The organism is Micromonospora aridisoli (assembly GCF_056150025.1).
This window is the reverse complement of sequence record NZ_JAXCFK010000011.1, coordinates 47940-64276: the sequence shown is the minus strand read 5'-3', so window position 1 is coordinate 64276 and position 16337 is coordinate 47940. Positions and strand designations below refer to the sequence as shown.

The 16337-nt window shown below is 69.8% G+C and carries 19 protein-coding genes; 8 read left to right on the top strand and 11 right to left on the bottom strand.

Translation table 11 applies throughout. The features are described from left to right. Positions 1–6: 6 nt before the first annotated feature. A complete protein-coding gene (locus tag SM447_RS22345) occupies positions 7–1215 on the top strand; it encodes an ABC transporter ATP-binding protein (RefSeq protein ID WP_474574794.1) in 1209 nt (402 codons plus the stop codon). A gap of 77 nt (positions 1216–1292) precedes the next feature. Here the strand turns inward: SM447_RS22345 and SM447_RS22340 are convergent, their stop codons facing one another. The 3 genes from SM447_RS22340 to SM447_RS22330 are packed head-to-tail and all read right to left on the bottom strand — an operon-like array spanning position 1293 to position 5741. Then, entirely contained in the window at positions 1293–3020 is a 1728-nt protein-coding gene (locus tag SM447_RS22340) for an IlvD/Edd family dehydratase (protein WP_474574793.1), read from the bottom strand. A 25-nt stretch (positions 3021–3045) separates the two neighbouring features. After that, on the bottom strand, positions 3046–4560 hold the full coding sequence (locus SM447_RS22335) for an aldehyde dehydrogenase (NADP(+)) (protein WP_474574792.1): 1515 nt from the start codon (positions 4558–4560) through the stop codon (positions 3046–3048). Continuing rightward, positions 4557–5741, bottom strand: a complete 1185-nt coding sequence (locus tag SM447_RS22330; protein WP_474574791.1) for a fumarylacetoacetate hydrolase family protein — start codon at positions 5739–5741, stop codon at positions 4557–4559. The genes SM447_RS22335 and SM447_RS22330 overlap by 4 nt, the downstream gene beginning before the upstream one ends. 159 nt (positions 5742–5900) lie before the next feature. Between SM447_RS22330 and SM447_RS22325 the strand changes: the two genes are divergently transcribed. Continuing rightward, entirely contained in the window at positions 5901–6659 is a 759-nt protein-coding gene (locus SM447_RS22325; RefSeq protein WP_474574790.1) for an IclR family transcriptional regulator, read from the top strand. A 17-nt stretch (positions 6660–6676) separates the two neighbouring features. Here SM447_RS22325 and SM447_RS22320 read toward each other — a convergent pair whose 3' ends face one another. Genes SM447_RS22320 through SM447_RS22310 form a run of 3 tightly spaced genes read right to left on the bottom strand, consistent with a single transcriptional unit; the run spans position 6677 to position 8306 of the window. Then, the gene (locus tag SM447_RS22320) at positions 6677–7735 is read right to left on the bottom strand and encodes a hypothetical protein (RefSeq protein WP_474574789.1); all 1059 of its coding nucleotides are present in this window, start codon (positions 7733–7735) and stop codon (positions 6677–6679) included. 26 nt (positions 7736–7761) lie between these two features. Continuing rightward, positions 7762–8016 (bottom strand): flavin reductase, encoded by a 255-nt coding sequence (locus SM447_RS22315; protein ID WP_474574788.1) that lies wholly within the window; start codon positions 8014–8016, stop codon positions 7762–7764. Next, on the bottom strand, positions 8013–8306 hold the full coding sequence (locus SM447_RS22310) for a hypothetical protein (protein ID WP_474574787.1): 294 nt from the start codon (positions 8304–8306) through the stop codon (positions 8013–8015). Before SM447_RS22310 ends, SM447_RS22315 begins: the two co-directional genes overlap by 4 nt. A 327-nt stretch (positions 8307–8633) precedes the next feature. Between SM447_RS22310 and SM447_RS22305 the strand changes: the two genes are divergently transcribed. The 4 genes from SM447_RS22305 (at position 8634) to SM447_RS22290 (ending at position 10311) form a co-directional block, all read left to right on the top strand. Further along, positions 8634–9434, top strand: a complete 801-nt coding sequence (locus tag SM447_RS22305; RefSeq protein WP_474574786.1) for a helix-turn-helix domain-containing protein — start codon at positions 8634–8636, stop codon at positions 9432–9434. Then, on the top strand, positions 9425–9616 hold the full coding sequence (locus tag SM447_RS22300) for a DUF397 domain-containing protein (RefSeq protein WP_474574785.1): 192 nt from the start codon (positions 9425–9427) through the stop codon (positions 9614–9616). The genes SM447_RS22305 and SM447_RS22300 overlap by 10 nt, the downstream gene beginning before the upstream one ends. A 286-nt stretch (positions 9617–9902) precedes the next feature. Continuing rightward, positions 9903–10094 carry a DUF397 domain-containing protein gene (locus tag SM447_RS22295; protein ID WP_474574784.1) on the top strand — a complete coding sequence of 64 codons (192 nt, stop codon included), beginning with the start codon at positions 9903–9905 and terminating at the stop codon, positions 10092–10094. Positions 10095–10119: 25 nt separating this feature from the next. After that, positions 10120–10311: a DUF397 domain-containing protein gene (locus tag SM447_RS22290; protein WP_474574783.1), complete on the top strand. Its 192-nt coding sequence runs from the start codon at positions 10120–10122 to the stop codon at positions 10309–10311. A 344-nt stretch (positions 10312–10655) separates the two neighbouring features. On the opposite strand, the gene SM447_RS22285 is transcribed toward SM447_RS22290, so the two are convergent. Continuing rightward, positions 10656–10805 carry a hypothetical protein gene (locus tag SM447_RS22285; RefSeq protein ID WP_474574782.1) on the bottom strand — a complete coding sequence of 50 codons (150 nt, stop codon included), beginning with the start codon at positions 10803–10805 and terminating at the stop codon, positions 10656–10658. A gap of 322 nt (positions 10806–11127) precedes the next feature. Between SM447_RS22285 and SM447_RS22280 the strand changes: the two genes are divergently transcribed. Next, on the top strand, positions 11128–12312 hold the full coding sequence (locus tag SM447_RS22280) for a low temperature requirement protein A (RefSeq protein WP_474574781.1): 1185 nt from the start codon (positions 11128–11130) through the stop codon (positions 12310–12312). A gap of 367 nt (positions 12313–12679) precedes the next feature. On the opposite strand, the gene SM447_RS22275 is transcribed toward SM447_RS22280, so the two are convergent. After that, the gene (locus tag SM447_RS22275; protein ID WP_474574780.1) at positions 12680–13471 is read right to left on the bottom strand and encodes an NAD-dependent epimerase/dehydratase family protein; all 792 of its coding nucleotides are present in this window, start codon (positions 13469–13471) and stop codon (positions 12680–12682) included. A gap of 111 nt (positions 13472–13582) precedes the next feature. Between SM447_RS22275 and SM447_RS22270 the strand changes: the two genes are divergently transcribed. Continuing rightward, the gene (locus SM447_RS22270) at positions 13583–13705 is read left to right on the top strand and encodes a hypothetical protein (RefSeq protein WP_474574779.1); all 123 of its coding nucleotides are present in this window, start codon (positions 13583–13585) and stop codon (positions 13703–13705) included. Positions 13706–13727: 22 nt separating this feature from the next. Here the strand turns inward: SM447_RS22270 and SM447_RS22265 are convergent, their stop codons facing one another. The 3 genes from SM447_RS22265 to SM447_RS22255 all read right to left on the bottom strand — a co-directional run bounded on the left by SM447_RS22265 (position 13728) and on the right by SM447_RS22255 (position 16329). After that, a complete protein-coding gene (locus SM447_RS22265) occupies positions 13728–14798 on the bottom strand; it encodes a winged helix DNA-binding domain-containing protein (RefSeq protein WP_474574932.1) in 1071 nt (356 codons plus the stop codon). A 408-nt stretch (positions 14799–15206) separates the two neighbouring features. Continuing rightward, entirely contained in the window at positions 15207–15794 is a 588-nt protein-coding gene (locus SM447_RS22260; RefSeq protein WP_474574931.1) for an HAD family hydrolase, read from the bottom strand. Between the two features lie 46 nt (positions 15795–15840). Next, positions 15841–16329, bottom strand: coding sequence for an N-acetyltransferase family protein (locus SM447_RS22255; protein ID WP_474574930.1), 489 nt, complete (start codon positions 16327–16329; stop codon positions 15841–15843). Positions 16330–16337 lie beyond the last annotated feature (8 nt).

The following is a 16337-nucleotide window of genomic DNA, read 5'->3' as shown; positions in this document are numbered from 1 at the left end:
GTACTCGTGGCTGACATCGTGCTCGACAAGGTGAGCAAGAAGTTCCCGGACGGCACCACGGCGGTGCGGGACGTCGACCTGGAGATCGCCGACGGCGAGTTCGTCATCCTGGTCGGCCCGTCCGGGTGCGGCAAGTCCACCACGCTCAACATGATCGCCGGGCTGGAGGACATCAGCTCCGGTGAGCTGCGCATCGGCGGGCAGCGGGTCAACGACAAGGCACCCCGCGACCGGGACATCGCGATGGTCTTCCAGTCGTACGCGCTGTACCCGAACATGACCGTCCGGGAGAACATGGCGTTCCCGCTGCGGCTGGCCAAGCTCGACAAGGAGACGATCACCCGGAAGGTGGAGGAGGCGGCGAAGGTCCTGGAACTGACGTCGCTGCTGGACCGCAAGCCGGCCAACCTCTCCGGTGGGCAGCGGCAGCGGGTGGCGATGGGCCGGGCGATCGTCCGGCAGCCCAAGGCGTTCCTGATGGACGAGCCGCTGTCCAACCTCGACGCCAAGCTGCGGGTGCAGATGCGTACGGTGGTGTCCCGCCTGCAGAAGCAGCTCGGCACCACCACCGTCTACGTCACCCACGACCAGACCGAGGCGATGACCCTCGGCGACCGCGTGGTGATCATGCGGGGTGGCGCGATCCAGCAGGTCGGGCCGCCGCAGGAGCTGTACGACCACCCGAACAACCTCTTCGTCGCCGGGTTCATCGGCTCGCCGTCGATGAACTTCCTGACCGCCACCGTCGAGGAGGGGAGGCTGCGTACCGCCCTGGGTGACGTGCCGGTCGGCGACCGGATCCGCCGCGAGCTGGAGGGCGCCGACGCTCCTCGCGAGCTGATCCTCGGCATCCGTCCGGAGCACTTCGAGGACGCCGAACTGATCGACGAGGAGACCCGTCGCCGGGGGATGGAGTTCACCGCGCCGGTGGACATCGTCGAGTCGATGGGCTCGGACAAGTACGTCTACCTGAGCGTCGAGGGCGAGCGGGCCACCTCCGCAGAGTTGGAGGAGCTGGCCGCCGACGCCGGGGCGGCAGACTTCAGCGGTGCCGGGTCGAACCTGGTCACCCGGCTGTCGGCGGAGTCGACGGTCACCGAGGGGGAGGACCGGCGGGTCTGGTTCAACCTGGAGAAGATCCACCTGTTCGACCCGTCGAACGGCCGCAACCTGACCCTGCACGAGGGCCGCGCCGCCGGAGCGCTCGCCGACTGACCGGGGGTGCGGTGACTACTGGGTACATCTGTTGTCGTTCGGGCCACAACAGATGTACCCAGTAGCGCGTGCGGGATTCAGTGGGAGTGGCGAGGCACCGCGCTGCCACTGCCGCCGACGAGGAAGTCCAGGTCCGCGCCCTTGTCGGCCTGCTGGACGTGCTCGCTGTACAGGCGTACCCATCCCCGGTCGGCCGCCGGCTTCGGCGGCTGCCAGGCGGACCGGCGTCGGGCGAGTTCCGCCTCGTCGACGAGCAGGTCCAGGCGTCGCGTCGGGACGTCCACGCGGATCGGGTCGCCGGTGCGTACCAGCGCGAGGGGACCGCCCACCGACGCCTCCGGAGCCACGTGCAGGACGCACGTGCCGTACCCGGTACCGCTCATCCGGGCGTCGGAGATCCGCACCATGTCCGTGACGCCCTGGGCGAGCAACCGTCGGGGCATGGGCACGTTGCCCACCTCCGGAAAGCCCGGGTAGCCGCGTGGTCCGGCGTTGCGCACCACGATGACGGTGTCGGGCGTGACCTCGAGGTCCGGGTCGTCGGCGGCGACGGCGTAGTCCTCGATCTGGTCGAAGACGAGCGCCGGCCCGGTGTGCGTGAGCAGGTGGGCCGAGGCGGCGGAGACCTTCAGCACCGCCCCGGACGGCGCGAGCGACCCACGCAGCACCACGGTGCCCGATCCCGCGGGTTGGAAGGGCTCGGCCACGGTGCCGATGACCTGCCGATTCCAGCACTGGACCCCGTTGATGTTGTCGGCCACGCTTTTTCCGCTGACCGTGATCTGTTCCAGGTGCAGCAGCGGGGCGATCTCCTTCATCACCGCCGGCACACCGCCCGCGTAGGCGAAGTCCTCCATCAGGTACGTCCCGGACGGCATCAGGTTGACGAGCATGGGCACGTCGGCGGCGAGCGTGTCGAAATCCTCCAGCGACAGGGGGACACCGACGCGTCCGGCAATCGCGAGCAGATGGACGACGGCATTGGTGGAGCCACCGATCGCGGCGTTGACCCGGATGGCGTTCTCGAACGCGTGGCGAGTCAGCACGGTGGACAGTCGCTGGTCCTGTTCGACCATGGCGACGATCCGGCGTCCGGCGGCGTGCGCGAGGGCGTACCGCCGCGAGTCGACCGCCGGCACGGCGGCGGCACCCGGCAGTTGGGCGCCCAACGCCTCGGTCACGCAGGCCATCGTGGAGGCGGTACCCATGGTCATGCAGTGACCCCTGCTGCGGGACATGCAGACTTCCGCCTCCGAGCAGTCCAGCGCGGTCATCCGGCCGGCGCGCAGTTCCTCGGTGAAGCGCCAGACGTCGGTGCCCGACCCGATGTCCCGGCCGCGGAACTTGCCGTTGAGCATCGGGCCGCCGGTGATCATCAGGGTCGGGAGGTCGACGCTGGCCGCACCCATCAGCAGGCCGGGGGTGGTCTTGTCGCAGCCGGAGAGCAGCACCACGCCGTCGAGCGGGTTGGCCCGGATCAGCTCCTCCGCCTCCATCGCCAGCAGGTTGCGGTAGAGCATGGTGGTCGGCCGCATGAGCGGTTCGCCGAGGCTCATCGCCGGGAACTCCAGGGGCAGGCCACCGCTCTCCCACACCCCCCGCTTCACCGACTCGGCAAGTTCGCTCAGGTGGGCGTTGCACGGGGTGAGTTCCGACCAGGTCGTGGCGATGCCGATCACCGGTCGCCCGTCGAAGACATCGTCGGCGAATCCCTGGTTGCGCATCCAGGACCGATGGATGAACCCGTTGCGCCCGTCGGCACCGAACCACTGCCCGCTGCGCAGCGGCCGATTCGTCATCGACATCAGCACACCCTCCTGTCAATCGTGGCTATCCGGCCCCCGGTGCCAGCCGCCCGTCGATGCGTCGGGGAATGGCGGTGTACCCGTCCCGCAGCTCCTCGGGGAGGAGCCATTCCGGGGCGTTCTGCCAGGCCAGCGGACGAAGGAACCGTCGGATCGAGGTGGCGCCCACCGAGGTGTGCAGGGCGTTCGTCGACGGCCAGGGGCCACCGTGGTGCTGGGCCCACGACACCCGGACACCGGTGGGATAGCCGTCGAAGACGATGCGACCCGAGCGGTTGGCGAGCACGTCGACCAGCTTGCGTACGACGTCGGTGTCGTCTCCCGGTGCGCTGTGGATGGACCCGGTCAGCGACGGCGGTACGGTCGCCAGCGCGGCGTCGAGGTCGGCGACGTCGCGGTACCGGACCACGACCATCAGCGGGCCGAAGCATTCGTCGGTGATCTCGGCGGTCAGGCCCGGCAGCTCGACTTCCAGCAGCGTCGGCGCGACCGTGAAGCCGGCACCCGCGTCGATCCGGGGGCGCGCCGAAAGACGGGCACCGGCCCGTTCGAACGCCTTGGCCTGGTTCTCGTACCCGTCGCGGATGCGCTGGTTCAGCAGGACCATGCCGCCGCCGGCGGCAACCTGTTCCCGGAGCGTGTCGACCAGCTGGTCGCCGCCGGGATCCGCCGGGACGAACGCCAGCCCGGGTTTGGTGCACAACTGACCACCCGAACCCGTGAAGGAGGCGAACAACCCTTCGGCGATCTGGTCTGGTCGGCCGGCCGCCGCCCCCGGTAGGACGACGATCGGGTTCACGCTGCTCAACTCGGCGTAGAGCGGAACGGGATCGGGTCGTTCATCGATGGCCGCCTGGATGGCGCGGGCGGCGCCGACGGAGCCCGTCAGGGCGACCGCCCGGATCGCCGGGTGGCGGACCAGCCAACGGCCGGCCTGCTCCCCGTAGACGGCCGCGATCACACCGTCGGGCCCGCCGAGGTCGCGGATGGCCGACTCGATCGCGTCGGCGGAGGCGCGCGACGTCAGCGGATGGGACGGGTGTGCCTTCACGACCGTGGGACAGCCGGCGGCGAGGGCCGAGGCGGTGTCGCCGCCGGCGACGGAGAAGGCGAACGGGAAGTTGCTGGCGCCGAAGACGGCCACCGGTCCGAGGGGTACGAGCATCCGCCGCAGGTCCGGGCCGCGCCCGAGCGGTGTGTCGGCGGCGTGGTCGATGGCCGCCTCCAGGTATCCACCGTCGCGCAGCACCTCCCCGAACAGCCGGAACTGGACCGCCGCGCGGGTGAGTTCGGTGTCGAGTCGGGCGTGGCCCAGTCCGGTCTCCGACTCCGCGACCGCGACGAGGTCCGCGCGACGGGACTCCAGCGAGGTGGCGATCGCGTCGAGCAGCTCCGCCCGGCCGAGCCTGCCCAGGTCCGACAGCCACTGTGCCGCCCGGGACGCCTGGCCGGCGACCGTCGCCACGCCGGACTCGTCGGTCTCGGTGAGATCCGTCGTACGGTGTCGGCCGTCGCGCGGATCGGTTGTGGTGACCTTCAAAGCAGTCCTCTCCTAGCCAGGTTGCCCATGAGCTCGCGGACGCCGAACTGCCAGGGCTCGCACCGCTCCGCGTGCCGCACCCGGTTGACCAGGGTGCCGAGCGCCGGACAGCTGATCCGCACCACGTCGTCGATCTTGTGGGTGAAGCCCTCACCGGGGTGATCCCGGTCCTCGGTGGGCGCGAACATGGTGCCGAGCATCAGGGCGGCACCGTCGGGATAGTGGTGGTGCGGGCCGATCAACTGCCGTACCAGCGTCTCCGGGTCGCGGGACATCCGGGCCATCTCCGAGGTCGCCTCCAGGCGGAAGCCGTCCACCCCGTCGACCCGCAGTCCCACCTCCAGTTCGCGCACCCGGGCGAGGGTGAACCGCTGGTCGAACAGCCGGATCAGCGGACCGAGGGCGCAGGAGGCGTTGTTGTCCTTCGCCAGGGGAAGCAGCAGCGCCGACCGACCTTCGACGTCCCGCAGGTTCACGTCGTTGCCCAGGGTGGCGCCGACGATCCGGCCGGTGGACTGGACGATGAGCGCGACCTCGGGCTCCGGGTTGTTCCATGTCGACGCGGCGAGCACGCCGACCGGGACGGCGGTGCCGACGGCGGAGAGGATCTGACCCTTGGTGAATATCTCGGCGTCCGGTCCGATCCCCACCTCCAGGTACTGACTCCAGATGCCCTCCGCGAGCAGCAGTGTCTTGAGCCGCTCCGCCTCCGCCGAACCGGGCACCAGGCAGTGCAGGTCGGCACCGATGTCGGCGAGCATCCGGCTACGGATGTCCGCCGCGAGCGTCTGGTCTCCCCGGGCCCGCTCCTCGATGACGCGCTCGATCATCGAGACGGGAAAGGTCACCCCGGCGGCCTTGAGGGCCTGCAGGTCGACCGGGGCGAGCAGCCAGGGCCGGGTCCGGTCACGGCTCGCGGTGCCCGTGTTGGCCAGGATCTCGCCGAAGTCGCCGACCCGCGGTCCGTCCAGCCCGGCCACCGTCGCGGCGGGTTCGGGCAACTCGCAGATGTCCCGGACGGTGGGGAACCGGTGGCTGACGTCGATGACGTCGCCGTCGCGGATGATCACGGGCGAGGGGCCGTCGACGGACGGGTCCCAGATCCGGCCGATGAGGACGCTGTGCTCGACGTCGTCCGGCAACGCCTCGGTGGCGGTGCCGAACCAGGGCTCCTTGCTCATCGTCGCTCCCTGAGGGGTAGGAGTCGTCGAGCCGGAATCTGCAACGATCGTAGCGCTATGTGCAACGGTGTCAAGCGGCGGTTGCACTTCGGGCGCAAGGCATTGCATATGATGCAATCGGCGACCGTCGGGGTTGCCGCGTAGAGGGAGACACCCGCCTTGTCGCAATCGATTCGTCGCGCGGTCGACCTGATCCGTCGTGCTGCCGAGCACCCGCTGTCACTCACCGAGGCGGCGGAGGTCCTGGGCGTCCACAAGTCCACCGCCCTGCGGATCCTCCAGACGCTCGAATCGGCCCGCTTCGTCCGCCGGACCGGTGCCGGAAGCTACGTGCTCGGCAGCGGCATCATCGAGCTGTCGGAACTGGCACTCGGCTCGATGGACCTGCGCCAGTTCGCCGCCGCGCCGCTGCGTTCGCTTCAGCGGGAGACCGGGCACACCGTCCACCTGGCGCAGTTGACCGGTGACGAGATCGTCTATATCGACAAGGTCGACAGCCCGGCCTTCGACGCCGTCAAGCTGCCGTCGCGGATCGGGCGGGCGGTCTCGATCCACGCGAGCGCCGTCGGCAAGGTCATTCTGGCGTACCTGCCCGCCGAGGAACGTGACCGTCTCCTCTCCCACGTCGTCTTCGAGCGGTTCACCCCCACCACGTACGCCGACCGGGAGTCCCTCGAAGCCGAACTCGACCGCATCCGGGCACAGGGCTGGGCGGTCGACAACGGCGAGCACGACACGTACGTGATGTGCGTGGCGGCGCCGATCAGGGACTCACGGGGGCGGGTCATCGCCGCCGTCTCGATCACGGCGATCGAGGTCATCGCAAGCCTCGACGAGCTGAAGGGCAGCCTGCCACTCCTGCTCGAAACCGCGAATCAGATCTCCCGCGAGCTCGGCCACACCGCCGACACCGGTTGACCGGACCCGCCGTACCCTCAGCCGGGCGGGAGCGGGTCGAGCCGGACGAAGACGGTCTCGGGGTGGCCGTACTTCTCCAGGAAGCGCTGCCGCACGGACGCCAGATCCGGGTCGCCGTCGGTGACCACCTCCACCCGGTGCACGGTCCCCGGGCACTGGCGGAGTTCCACCGTGACCGAGCCGTTCTGCGCGCGGGCAAGATGGGCGACCACCCGCGCGTCGGTCAGGTAGTGCCGGTCGCCCAGGTCGAGGAACCGGCAGGAGTACCGCCGTCGACCCTCGTCGTCGGTCACGGTGACACCGGTGTGCCAGTAATCGGCGAGCGGCGTACCCCCGTCCCACAGTTCGTCGGCGCGCTCGGTGACGAAGCTCCCGAGCGGCGACACCGTGGAAACCTCCAGTTGCGAGTGATCGCCGGAGAGCTTGCCCAACGGTAGGAACGACGCCAGCAACCTGTCGTCCCACTGGTACATCTGCACCGAGGCGGAAGCGGTGTAGAGCCGGATCTCGAAGCGTGCGCGGGAGGTCTCGTCCAGGCCCTGCCGGAAGGCTTCGAGGGTCTGGAGATTGCGGCGCGCCTCCTGGCTCACGTCACGGCGCCCGGCCAGCTCGGTGGTCCGCAGCGCCGCCGCCACCGAGTCGGGGTGCATCAGCAGGACCTCCACCCGGCCGCCACGGCGGATCAGGCCCGCCGCCGCCGTGAAGAAGCGCTGGCTGTACGGAGGGGAGAACAACCGGGAGAACGTGTGCAGGATGCGCGCCGACGCGGTGGCGGTCATCACCCGGTCGGTGTACCAGGAAAAATCGAGATGGCGGTGTTCGCGGACGCGGCCCTGCTGGGACCGCCGGACGATCGGCGTGAGCGCGAAGATCACGACCAATGCCCCGACGAACTCGGCGCCCAGCTCCATCGCCAAGGTCCGGCCGTACTCGGCGGCGCCGCGCGCCAGCAGGAGCATCACCCCCGACAGCGCGGCAAAGACCAGGATGACCGGCAGCGTCCGCGTCCGCATGCCATGCGCCAGGCGCACCCAGGCCGACCGCACCAGTCGCTCCATCGACGATCGCCGTGCCATGCCCGAAGCGTACGAGGCGGGGTCACCTATCGGGAGCGGGCCGGCACCCAGTCGGTGAACCGCCGGTGCAGGTCGGTGGGCGGCTGTCCGCCGTCCGGCCCGGCGAGCTGCTCGGCGGCCTCCTCACGCAAGGTCACGAGATAGACCATCAGGCCGGGCATGTTGTCGCGGTACTCGGCGAGCAGACGCAGCTTCGCCGGGGAACAGGGCCAGGCGACTCCGCAGGCCCGGCAGCGCCAGGTGGGACGGGACGCGACGTGCTCGACCGTCCCGCCGTTCACCCGGGCCCCCGCGCGGAGCAGGGTGGGCACCGCCGCGCGGCGTAGGGGACCGGTGCCACGTTCACCGGGCGTACGCCTCGCGGCATCACGAACAACTGCCGCTTCTCCGTCGCGTCGCCGTGCCGGTCGAGCTGATAACAGTCCACCCAGGTCCAGCCGCACGGCGGGTGCCGGTCGGTCAGCTCGCGGATCACCCGCACCAGGATCGGCCTGCGGAACTGCGGAGAGGCCTCCCGGTCCAGCAGGTACACGCCGGGGGAGAGCCGAGGCGTACCGTCCTGCCGCGTCATCGGACATGGGGACGGTCGCGCCGGGCCGACCAGCGGGACGCGGACACGGCGTTCGTGGGCTTCGCGTTAGTGGGCTTCGGAACAGGCACGGCGGGGCCTCCTCAGTCGACACGGAGTGTGGGAGGGCCGCCCGAGAGTGCTCGCCCGTCGGGCGGCCCGTGCTGGTCCCGCCGACGGGTCGTGCCACGCCCGCGGTTCCGCTGGTGACACTCTGCTATGGAGGTCGCTACTCTCGGAAGGTGCTTCCGGCGTCCGGGCTGAGCTGGCGAAACGGCCGCTGATTCGGCGGCGACGTGGGTAGTCGATCTTAGATTTGAGGAGCCCTGAATGCCTGACGTACCGAACGCGCTAGGCACGTTCATCGCTGGCGAGATCCGTCGAGCCCGTGGGGCGGCCGGCATGACGCAAGAGGCGTTCGGTCGCGGCGCCGGTTTCAGCGCGTCCCACGTCAGCGCAGTAGAGGGCGGCACCCGGGCGCTGACGTTGGACTTCATCCGCGGTGCTGACCGTGTGCTGAGTACCGGCGGGCTGTTCGAGCGCCTGGCCGTCGAGTTGGGTACGCCATCCTGGTTCCTGCCCTGGCTCGACGCTGAGCGCAATGCGACGCAGCTCAGATGCTTTCAGCCCTGCCTTGTACCCGGCTTGCTGCAGACGGAGGACTACGCTCGGGCCGTCATCCGGTGCGATGACACGCTCAGTGAAGATGAGGTCGACAAGCGGCTCGCCGGTCGGATCGAGCGGCAGACAGTCATCACCCAGGAGCACGCCCCGCAGTTCGTCGCAGTCGTCGCCGAGGCCGTGCTTCGTCGAGCGGCCGAGGAGTTTCGCGACGTCATGGCAGGGCAGGTGAAGCACCTGATCGCGCTTGCCGAGGTTCCCAATATCGGCGTGCACATCCTGCCGGACGAGATCAGCATGCATGTGGGGCTGACCGGGCCGTTCAGTCTCGCACGCTGTCCCGATCACCGGTGGGTGGGCGAGATGGAGAACCAGCTTGGCGGGGTAGTGGTCGACAGTGACGATGATGTGGATACTCTGCTTGAGAGGTGGGAGACGGTTCGTAGCGACGCGCTTCCCCGCCGCCAGTCGATCGCGCTAATGAAGGAAGTTGTGGACTCGTGGATCTGATGGGCGCCACGTGGCGCAAGTCAACCCGCAGCGGCTCCGGCGGCGGCAACTGCGTCGAGGTCGCGGACAACCTTCCTGGCGTTGTCGGCGTCCGCGACTCGAAGAACCCGACCGGCCCGGCGCTGACCTTCGCTCCGTCCGCGTGGCGTGCCTTCGTCGCCCGGGTCGCCGATCGGGCCTGACCCGCACACACGAAAGCGCCCGCCCAGCACTGAGCAGACGCTTTCTGTTGTCCTGGCCGTCCGGCGTACGCGTTTGCGATGCCGGAATCCGCAAGCTGTGCTCCGTAAATGGGTGAATTGGGCTATCCACCGTAGGGATAGATCAACTGCACTGACTGGCACAGTCATTGACTGACGCATAATGACAAGGACGGAGCGCAACGGCTGGTAGGCCAGGCGTGACGTATCCGCGGCGAAGCCCCGTCGCGGAAGAAGTCCCTGAAGCTGATCGGGAAGCGGCGAACCAATGGACCTGCACGACGCGCGGTGGCGCAAGGCCACCCGTAGTGGCACCAGCGGCGGAAACTGCGTCGAGGTCGCCGACAACCTTCCCGGCGTCGTCGGCGTCCGTGACAGCAAAGACCCGACCGGCGCGGTGCTGACCTTCGCCCCGTCCGCGTGGCGCGCGTTCGTCGCCCAGGTCGCCGATCGAGGCTAGAGCTGATCAAGGAAGTGGGGATGTCATGGACCTTAGTAACGCCCGGTGGCGCAGAAGCACCCACAGCGGCGCCAGCGGCGGTAACTGCGTCGAGGTCGCCGACAACATGCCCAGCGTTGTCGGCGTACGCGACTCGAAGAACCGGACCGGCCCGGCGCTGACCTTCGCTCCATCCGCGTGGCGTGCCTTCGTCGCCCACGTCGCCGATCGGGCCTGAGCCGCACAGACGAAAGCGCCCGCTCAGTACTGGGCAGGTGTCGGCGACGTGCCAGTAGCGGCCAGGCGCTATCTGCTGTCGGTGGCCGTCCGGCGCACAGCTTCTAGGATGCCGAATCCGCACATCGCGCTCGGTGAAAGGGCGTGTCTGCTCACTGTCCGGGCTTCATCACGAGCCTGAGCGGTCTCCCCGTCGCGGTGACCGGCCTTGTCGTCGCGCTGGGGATCAACGAGAGCGTCGGTCCAGCGTCAGTACGCGTACCCCGGAGTCCAGAACCGAGGTGTCAACGTGGGTGAACAGCGTGGGCTGGAACGGACCGGCGAACATCGGGATCCATGAGCCGATCACGGACGGGTGCTGCTTGATGATGAGCCCCGATCGATCTCGGGCAGCAGGCTGTGGGCCAACGTGCCGCCGCCCACCAGCCAGATGTCCAACTCGCTGCCGTCCTGCTTGAGCCTGCGGACCCGATTGAGGGCGTCGGTGCTGACCACTTCGACGGTGTTGTCCGGAGTCTCCCGCAGGGTGGTGGAGAAGACCAGGTGGCGAAGACGCGGGTAGGCGTCGTCCAGCCCGGCGTCCAGGCCGACCTGCTAGGACGCCCGACGCGCCCTTTCCTGCCGTGCACCACGGCGTTGCGATTCTTGCAAACCGACGGAACACGCCCCGATGAGCCGATTAGAACAGCCGACCTGCCCCACCCGATCAAGTCAACGTCCACGATACGAGGCGAGTGGCACATCGGTTCCCCGGGTTGATGCCTGGCGCCTGTAGTGAAGCAGGATCTTTCCGGCTTATCGCCGATATGCTGTCGGAGTGCCGTCCTCGCCTCCCGAGAAGGGGGTCATCTGGGAAGAACTCTTCTTCGACCTGGCCTTCGTGTTCGCGCTGATCCAGTTCTCCCACATGCTGCACGAGGACCACAGTTGGGCAGGAATTGGCCAGGTGATGCTCCTGTTCGTAATCACTTTCTGGGCCTGGGTTGGCACCACGATCTATACCGACCAACGTGATGTCGGCAACGCGCTGGACCGGGCTGGAGTCTTCGCCCTCGGGCTCGGCAGTCTGCTACTGGCCCTGACGGTGTCCGACGCCTTTGGGGACGAGGGCCTGCTGTTCGTCGGTGTCTACCTTGCGATGCGGGTACTGCTGGCGGCACTGGCCTTGCGCACCCCAGGCGGCTGGCGGTCCCCGGTCTTCCGCCCCTACGGGTCGGGTCTGGTGGCCGGTCCGCTGCAACTGGCGGGTGGCCTGCTGCACGGTACGGCGCGAATAGTGCTCTGGTCGATCGCAATTCTCGTCGATCTGATCGGCACCAGGCTCACCCGACGGACGCTCGACAAGGTCCGGGTCCGGCCGCTGCACTACACACACCGCTATGGACTGCTGATCATCCTCATGCTCGGCGAGTCGGTGATCCAGCTCGGAATGGTAGCCGTGGACGAGCCGCTGACCCTTGCCCGATTGGCCGCCATTTGCCTCTCCTACTCTCTGATCTGCGCACTCTGGTGGGCGTACTTCATCTACGGTGTCCGGGCCTTCCGGCAAGCGGTGGCCCGGAGCGCGCAGCAGGCAGACATCCGCCGCACCGTCATGATCTACGGGCACCTGCTGTTCAGCTTCGCGATCATCACGGTCGCGGTCGGCTTGTCCGAGGTAGTGACAGAGCCCCTCGATAGGCTTCCGGCCGCCGAGGGGACCGTGCTTTTCGGTGGCGCCGCGCTCTTCCTCGGCACCTTTGCCTACACCCACTGGCGGATCTATCGACAAATCGCGCGACGACGGATCAGCGCAAGCGTGCTCTGCCTGGCCCTGCTGCCGCTGGCGCCCCTGGTGCCGGCCCTGGCCGCCCTGGCGATGCTGTTCGCGGTGGTTGCCGGCGTGAGCGCGCTGGAAGGAATCATTTCCCACCGCCACCCGCTGATCGGCGAACGCGCGATGGAGGGCGAGATACGTGGCGACCCGGGTCACGCGGACGAGGGACCTGTGGTGCGCGAATGACGCCATCCGACCCAAACGACGCCGCAGCGGGACACGGAGTTTTCAAGGCTCAGTTCCAGGTCGGCGCAATTTAGGACCACCGCCAGGACGACATCGCTGCGTCCACCAAACCGAGCCGGCCCCACAGTCATTGCTGCAGGCGATGACAATCCACAGGTCCCAAGCGTTTCTCCCGGCTCAGGACGTCGATCAGCTCGGCCTCTCGGCCGGCGCTCAGGCCGGCGCGCCGGTCGCGGTGTAGTCCGGCCTCCCGCTCCCAGGCGAGGGTGTCCGCCAGCAGGTCCGCGCGTGGCCGGTGGCGCAGCCCGGCAGCGCCGGCCGCCGCGCCGCTGCGCGCCGACCAGCCCGCCCAGCCCGGCTCGACCAGCTACATCGGCAGCGACTCCGGACCCATGTACTGGATCACGCCCTGGGCCACCAGCCAGTCGGCGTCGGCGTGGACCACCGGACCGGTGTGGCCGGCGACGGCGCGGCACAGGTCGACCCATTCACCGAAGGGCACCACCGGCCCGACCGCGTTGAACGTGCCGACGGTTCCGGCCGCTGCGCTGTCCAGCAGCCAGGCCGCCAGGTCGCGTACGTCGACGACCTGCGTCGGCAGGTCGGGGGTACGGGGTACCAGCATCGGCGCCTCGGGGGCGCGGGCGGCGCGGGCGACCCAGTAGCCGGAGCGGTCGGTGTGGTCGCCGGGGCCGCCGATCAGTCCCGCGCGAGCCACCAGCAACCGGTCTCCCACCTCGGTCGTGGAGAGCTGCTCGCAGGCCGCCTTCGCCTCGCCGTACTCTTCGCGGTCGACCACGTCCCGGGTCGTCGCCGGCAGGGTGGCCGCCGACTCGTCGGCGCCGGGTGTGTCGTGCGTGGCATAGGCGCTGACCGAGGACACGTAGCTCCAGTGCCGGGTCCGTTCGCCCAGCGCGCGCAGCGCTTCCCGGACGAAGCCCGGCTGCCACGACACCTCGATGACGGCGTCCCAGTCGCGGTCGCGCAGCGCGTCGTACGCCGTGGGATCAGCGCGGTCGGCGGCGACGAGTGCCGCACCCCGTGGCACCGCGCCGCTCTTCCCACGGGCCAGGCAGGTGACGTTGTGCCCTCGATCGACGGCCTGCCGGGCCACTTCGCGCCCCAGCCACGCCGTCCCGCCCAGCACCAGTGTCTCCATGGCGCTCAGCCAAGCAGCCGGGACACGACGCCGCCAAGGATCTCTGCCGTGGGCAGAACGCCGGGCCGGACTACATCACCGTCTGGTGATCTTCGTGCCGGAGCGACCGCGGTGGCTCCGGCGGCCCGGCACCCGGCCCTGGTGATTGCCGGCGGCCGCGACTGCCCGGTGCCGTTGGCTCACGCCGAGGCCCTGGTCGCCGGAATCCACCGCGCCGAGCTGCCGATCGGGTGAACCGGCCCTCAGGGTCATGGCCTCAGGTCTGCCAGGTCACCCGGGGTGGCAGAGCGACGAAGTCGGCGTACCGGCCGAGGGCCTGCTCGACCTGTTCGCGGCGGGTGGCGTCGAGGTCGACCAGGGGGTGCACGGTGAGGGTGACCCGGGTCTTGGCCAGGCTGCGCTTCCAGGTGCCGACGACCCGGCCGCCGACGACGACGGTGGCCTGGAAGACGCCGTTGCCTCCGGGGATGATGGCCTGCTTGTGTTCCGGGTCGAGCATCAGCGCGCGGTCCTTGTAGCCGAGCAGGTACTCGTCGAAGCCGGGCAGGGTCAACACGTCGTCCACCGCGGCGCGGGGTGCGTCGAGCAGCGGGGTGTGCAGCACCGCCTCGGCACCGTCGACCAGGACGGTGGTCAGGTCGGCACCGGCGGCGGCGATGCCGCGTTTGGCGTCGGCGGCGGTCAGGCCCGTCCAGCCGGCGAAATCCTGCCGGGTGGTGGGGCCGTGGCTGCGGAAGTAGCGCAGCGCCAGGGTGGCCAGGGCCTCGTCGCGGTCGAGCTGGTGCTGACCCGGTGCCCACTCGTCGAGCAGTGCGAAGGTCTGCTCCGTGCCGATGTTGGGGGCAATGCAGGTGACGCCGCGCTGAGCCGCGTACCACAGCAGGTGGTAGCCGCGTTGGCCAGCGCCGTCGATGCCGGCCGCGACCAGCGCGGCCACGCACTCGGTGCGGGTCAGTCGGCCGCCGCCGGCCAGGGTGCTGCCCAGCACGTCGGCCGCGCGATCCGCCTCCGCCTCGGACAGCCCGAGGAATTCGCGTCGACGGGCGGCGTCGGCGAGCGTGCGTACGCCGGTCAACTCAAGCATCCAGCGGGCGTCGCGGGCCGGCACCAGGTGGATGGTGCCGCGCATCGGCCAGGTCCGGAGGGCCTCGCGGCGCTCCAACGCGGCGTGCACGTCGGCCTGGGTGGCACCGGGCAGCCGTACCCCCAGCGACCACACGCCGCTGGCCAGATCCTGGGCCTGCATGGCACCGAACCACTCCACCACGTCGGCCACGCCGGCCGGTGGGCCGGCGGTGGGGTGGGGGCGCAGCAGGAGACTGGTCATCCGCAGCGCGAGGGCCTCGGCACCGCTCAGCGCCGTCGTACCGGGAACTGCCACGACGTCCGCCGCCTTCCGTCGGTGAACCCGTTCTCCACCGCCTGTGCGGTCGGACCGCCGGGCCGACGGACGAGCGCCAAGGTCGAGCCGGGTTCAGTGGTCGGCAGCAGCATAGGTGCGGGGACCGACAACGTGACTGCGGTGGGGTTGACCCGCGGCACCCCCTGATCGCGCTACGCCAACGCCGTTGGTGGCGGAGCGCGATCCCCCGTTCAGGTCGACCGGTGCGGGGGCGGCGTCGGAATCGCCGGCACCGGTGTCATCAGGATGACGTTTTCCCACCTGGTCGAGAACGGTGATCGGAGCAACTTGCGGATATCTTGAGCAAGCTGGCCGGCGGGCGGCTGCCGGTGCTCAGCCCCGGCGGGGCGGCGGCACCCGAACGGCGGCCATGCCCGCCGCGGTCGCGGCCTGAATGCCCAGGTCCGCGTCCTCGAAGACCAGGCAGGTACTCGGCGGCACGCCGAGCAGCTCGGCGGCGCGCAGGAACGGCTCGGGGTCGGGCTTCGGTCGGGCGTAGTCGCCGGCGCAGACCAGCACGTCGAAGCGGTCGAGGATGCCGAGCGCGTTCAGCGAGGCGGTGACGGCCTCCCGGGTGCTGCCGGAAACCACGGCGAACGGGATGCGTCCGTGCGCGTCGTCGATGTGCAGCAGGACCCCGGGGATCCCGGCGGCGGTGGGCAGCAGCTCCTGGAAGCGCGACTCCCGGTGGGCGACGACGGCCTCCACCGGCATGTCCAGGCCGTGTTGTTCATTGAGGGCGACGACGATGTCGGCGGTAGGTCGCCCGGCCCAGGCGTAGAAGAGGTCCTCGGGGAAGGCGCAGCCCCACCGGTCGAGGGTGTCCCGCCATGCGGCGTAGTGCTGGGGCATCGAGTCGACGATGGTGCCGTCGCAGTCGAACAGGTACGCCTGGAACTCGCCGGTCGGCAGGGGCAGCATCACCGGCCAAGGCTATCCGGCGGCGCGGGACGGCCGGTTCGCCGGTTCAGAGCCGCCGGTACATCACGAGCAGGTCGACGTAGCCGTCGGCGGGATGCCGGAAGCCTTCGGGGATCCGGCCGACCACCTCGAAGCCGAGTGACCGCCACAGCGCCACCGCCCGCGTGTTCACCGCCACCACCGCGTTGAACTGCATCGCCCGGTAGCCGTCGGTGCGGGCCTGGTCCAGCACGAACTCGCCGAGAGCCCGCCCGATCCCGCGCCCGGCCGCCGCCGGGGCGACCATGAAACTGGCATTGGCGATGTGCGCTCCGGGGCCGAGCTGGTTGGGGGTCAGCTTCGCCGAGCCGAGCACCGTGCCGTCCGGGTCGACGGCGACGACCGTCCGCCCGGGCGGGGGCACCAGCCACATCCGCCGGGCCTGTGCCTCGTCGACGTCGCGGGGCCAGGTGTACGTCTCACCCGCCGCGACGATCTCGCGCAGGAAGGGCCAGATGCCGGGCCAGTCGTCGGCGGTCGCGATCCTGATCTCCATCACCGACC